Below are 3,550 nucleotides of genomic sequence, written 5' to 3'. Positions count from 1 at the left end.
ATCGGGACGGTTTTTTAATGTTATCAACAGTTAATCAACAGCTCTATTGCATGAAAAAACCCTTATTATATAATAGCCCATAGGTGTCTCACCCAGAATTCTCAACGTATTTTGGGTTTAAGAGCATTATCGAGGTCGTTTGAGGTTTATTAGTGAATAAATTTTGTGAGCGTATAAGGCGTAATAGGTTAGAATTTTTTTCTCTACACCGTTGTTTCTTATATGTTTGCCAATAATCTATGAATAAAGCAGCCATCGTTGACGCTGTTCATGAAAAACTCGGCGGTAGCAAAGCCGATGCAGAGCGAGCGGTAGATACAATGATTGATTCAATCGTTAAAACCATGCGCAGTGGTGGAGAAGTTTCAATCGCAGGACTCGGTATTTTTTCAGTAAAAGGTCGTGCAGCACGAACTGCCCGAAACCCACGCACCGGAGAAGCGGTACAAGTTCCCGCTATGAAGGTGCCTAAGTTTCGTGCGGCTAAGGCACTCAAGGACGCCGTAAAATAAAGGGCGTAAAACCCTTTGTTTTGACTTCGTTCGGACGGGATGAAAACCTTCATCGCTTCGCGGTTTCGGTTTTCACCCCGATCCTCGCTTGTCAAAATAATTACACTTCCGCATTTGGTACATTTCTTTGTCAGCCACGTCGCAAAAAAGTTCGCTGTATCATAAAATACACCTCACCTTTTTGCTTCTCGCTTCCTCGAACTGTACTCAAATCCAAAAGTGTAAAGAATCTTCGCGCGAAGATTTATCCCACTTAATAAAATACCTCGCTGCAAAGCAGACGAGGTATTTTATTTTTGAGAACCACTCGGTTCTCAACGCTCGCTTCGTACCACAAGGGTACTTCTTGTTTACTAATTCACTTCGTTCATAAGTAAACAAAGTCGCTCACTGCTCTCCTCTACGGGGAAAACTAGAGTTTTCCCCGATCCCTTTTCCTCGCGCATTCATCCCCACAGCAAAGCTGACGGGGAATCCTGCGCTTTAATCAAAAGACCCGCTACCTAGCGGGTCTTTTGATTTTCAAGAAAAAGGCGCATAAGGAACTATTCCTTATGCGCCTTCCGTGTCACTGAATGTTTTTCGGTGACGGATCTTCGCTGAGCTCTCCGGGCTTCATTCGCACAGTGCTATCGTGACCATTGAAAACGCAGATGACCACGTCTGTCGTGTGTCCGTCCGCGTAAGGTTCGTTAATGGCGACCACTCTACCGCGCACGCCTTTTGGCACCAAGCAAGTCCCTCTTGAAACTACTTGTCCACCCTTACACAAAAGGATTCCCGGGGTGAGAAAGGCCACTATTTCGCCCTCTCTTACCTCCATACTTAAGAGAGTGCTATTGTCCATGAAAGACTCCTCGTTATTTAGTGTGTGGTGAACATCTGTTCCTACCTTAGACGATAGAGAGAAGAAAATCAAATATGGGGGAGGAAATAGTGACCGCCTTCTATCAAAAAAATGCTCCCGGTCGCACAACAGCGACGGGAGCAAGGTACGAATTATTATTCGGTTGCGGCAAAAAGAACCTTTTCGGACGATTCGCGCATGATCCATTCACTAATTTGCTCTGTAACCTCTTGGCTTTTCATGAGCCCAAAATGGTCAAAACCACTGAAGGTTACCTTAGCCATGGCGGATCGGCCAATCATGAAAACCGACTCCAGGGATACGATGCCGTCGTTCTCCTCAGATGTGCCGTTCATGAACCACTTCTTGGGAATCCGCGAGTCATACCCTCCGATTACATACAAAGGAGTACGACTTTCGCTATCTTTTGGCATGAAATACCCTGCGGGCATAAAGCGATACCCACCCGAAGCTGAACCTATGGTAATCACCGATTTTACTAAACCGGGATTATCCACGTCTAACTGTCTCGCCACGAGTCCGCCCCAGCTGTAACCCACGAGGACAATGCCATTCTCCATGTTTATGCCTTTTTCTTTCAGCTGTTGCACGACATCCTTCGCCGCCCTGGAGAGTGGCCAGAGTTTCCGGAGTTCCACGAATGTGGCTCCGAGAGTTTTCTCCGCTTTCACTACCAAATCGGGAGGGGCGTCCATACTTCCTCCTACGAGGATGACCTCTGCGGCATTTGTTTTTGGGACAATTCCGAGAGCGAAAGCAATCAATACCAAAACGAAGATACTTTTCATGTGAACCTCCAGTCCAAGAGTGAATTGTTCTTTTTAACGAACATTCTGAGCTTTTAATAGCATAGACTCTTTTTTCAAAAATGTCAAGTACCAAGCAAACAGCCCCGATATCATCGGGGCTGTTTCACTATTCACTATTTGTTCTTGAATCTGTTCTGTCGGCGCAGTTTCTTGCGGCGTCGGCGTTTTACGCTTTTTCGTTTGTTTTTTCGTGACGTTCCCATGATAGTAGTGTGGTTACTATACACTAATTTTGATAATTATCAATACAGTGATGCGGGATGGGAGAATCGAACTCCCGATTCCAGTTTGGAAAACTGGAGTTATACCATTTAACTAATCCCGCTTAGGGGTCTTGTATTGCAAACATGTTACCAGAAAAACAAAGACCCCGCTAGTTATCAGAGGGGCATTTTTCCGCGGATGCGATATAATAGCGCTATGTTTGATGCCGTCTCCTCGTTTTTTACTATTCTTGCCGCTTTCGTAGCGGGCATCGTGCTTAATGTACTTGTCTTGTTCGGTGTCACGGATAATCCAGTGCTCCTAACCAGCCCTACTCCTGAAAGGAGCGCCACAACGGCACCACTGGTCAATCCCGATAGCGAGATTGTCGTAAGCAACGCGCCGCAAGAAGAAACAAAAGAAAAAGACGCCCCCCTAGCAGTCCCGAATGAAGAGCCGTTGCGCGAAAAAGAGGAATCATCCACTCCTGTTCTGCCGGTAGCGTCGGCGCAAATAACCCCACTGGTATCGGCAACCCCCGTCATTTCAGAGGCCGATCTGAACACAGAGGCGCGCGCCGCGCTCGTGAATATCTTTTGCACAACAAAGGAAGGCAGTGTATTAAATTCCATCACAGGAAGCGGGGTCATGATAGACCGGCGCGGTATTATTCTTACCAACGCGCACATCGCCCAGTTCTTTCTCTTGGAAGACTATAAGCGTGAAGGGTATATGAATTGTCTGATACGGATGGGTGCTCCGGCGAAGCCCGCTTTCAAGGCGGAACCGATCTACATTTCGCTCCCTTGGATAGAAAAGAACGCGCACACTTTGGTGGAAGAGAACCCGAAAGGAACGGGAGAGGACGACTTCGCGCTTTTGCGGATCACGGAATCGGTTGGAAGCGGCATCACGATCCCGAGTATCTTTGCGTATATGACTCCCGATATGAATGAAAGCACACTGATAGCGGGGGGTCCTATTCTCTTAGCCGCATATCCGGCGGGTTTTTTGGACGGAGCGACGGTTCAAAAAGATCTCTGGCCCGCGAGCGCTATTTCAACCATCAAAGAAATATTTACTTTTGCGACAGACACCCTAGATCTCTTATCCACGGGAGGGAGTGTTGTCGCGCAAAAAGGATCTTCCGGCGGCGG

4 protein-coding genes and 1 tRNA gene are annotated in these 3,550 nt (G+C 47.1%); 2 read left to right on the top strand and 3 right to left on the bottom strand.

Features of this window, described 5'->3' with window-relative positions; genetic code table 11:
* Positions 1 to 239: 239 nt before the first annotated feature.
* On the top strand, positions 240 to 512 hold the full coding sequence (locus AAB523_02285) for an HU family DNA-binding protein (GenBank protein MEK7556094.1): 273 nt from the start codon (positions 240 to 242) through the stop codon (positions 510 to 512).
* Positions 513 to 1,080: 568 nt separating this feature from the next.
* Here AAB523_02285 and AAB523_02280 read toward each other — a convergent pair.
* The 3 genes from AAB523_02280 to AAB523_02270 all read right to left on the bottom strand — a co-directional run bounded on the left by AAB523_02280 (position 1,081) and on the right by AAB523_02270 (position 2,514).
* Positions 1,081 to 1,359: a hypothetical protein gene (locus AAB523_02280; protein ID MEK7556093.1), complete on the bottom strand. Its 279-nt coding sequence runs from the start codon at positions 1,357 to 1,359 to the stop codon at positions 1,081 to 1,083.
* A 155-nt stretch (positions 1,360 to 1,514) separates the two neighbouring features.
* Positions 1,515 to 2,168: an alpha/beta hydrolase gene (locus tag AAB523_02275; GenBank protein MEK7556092.1), complete on the bottom strand. Its 654-nt coding sequence runs from the start codon at positions 2,166 to 2,168 to the stop codon at positions 1,515 to 1,517.
* Between the two features lie 275 nt (positions 2,169 to 2,443).
* Positions 2,444 to 2,514: transfer RNA gene (locus AAB523_02270), tRNA-Gly, on the bottom strand.
* 95 nt (positions 2,515 to 2,609) lie between these two features.
* Here AAB523_02270 and AAB523_02265 point away from each other — a divergent pair.
* Positions 2,610 to 3,550 (top strand): hypothetical protein (locus AAB523_02265; protein MEK7556091.1); only part of this gene is annotated, 941 nt, incomplete at its 3' end.

Source organism: Patescibacteria group bacterium (assembly GCA_038063375.1).
Classification (GTDB): Bacteria; Patescibacteriota; Minisyncoccia; order Phycocordibacterales; family JANLHH01; genus JANLHH01.
Note: the sequence above shows the minus strand (reverse complement) of the source record. Positions and strands in the feature narration are given on the sequence as shown.

What these genes read in the sequence shown, in the direction of transcription:
- AAB523_02285 (MEK7556094.1), top strand. Translation starts at nt 240, where the DNA reads ATGAATAAAGCAGCCATCGTTGACGCTGTTCATGAAAAACTCGGCGGT.
- AAB523_02280 (MEK7556093.1), bottom strand. Translation starts at nt 1,359, where the DNA reads ATGGACAATAGCACTCTCTTAAGTATGGAGGTAAGAGAGGGCGAAATA.
- AAB523_02275 (MEK7556092.1), bottom strand. Translation starts at nt 2,168, where the DNA reads ATGAAAAGTATCTTCGTTTTGGTATTGATTGCTTTCGCTCTCGGAATT.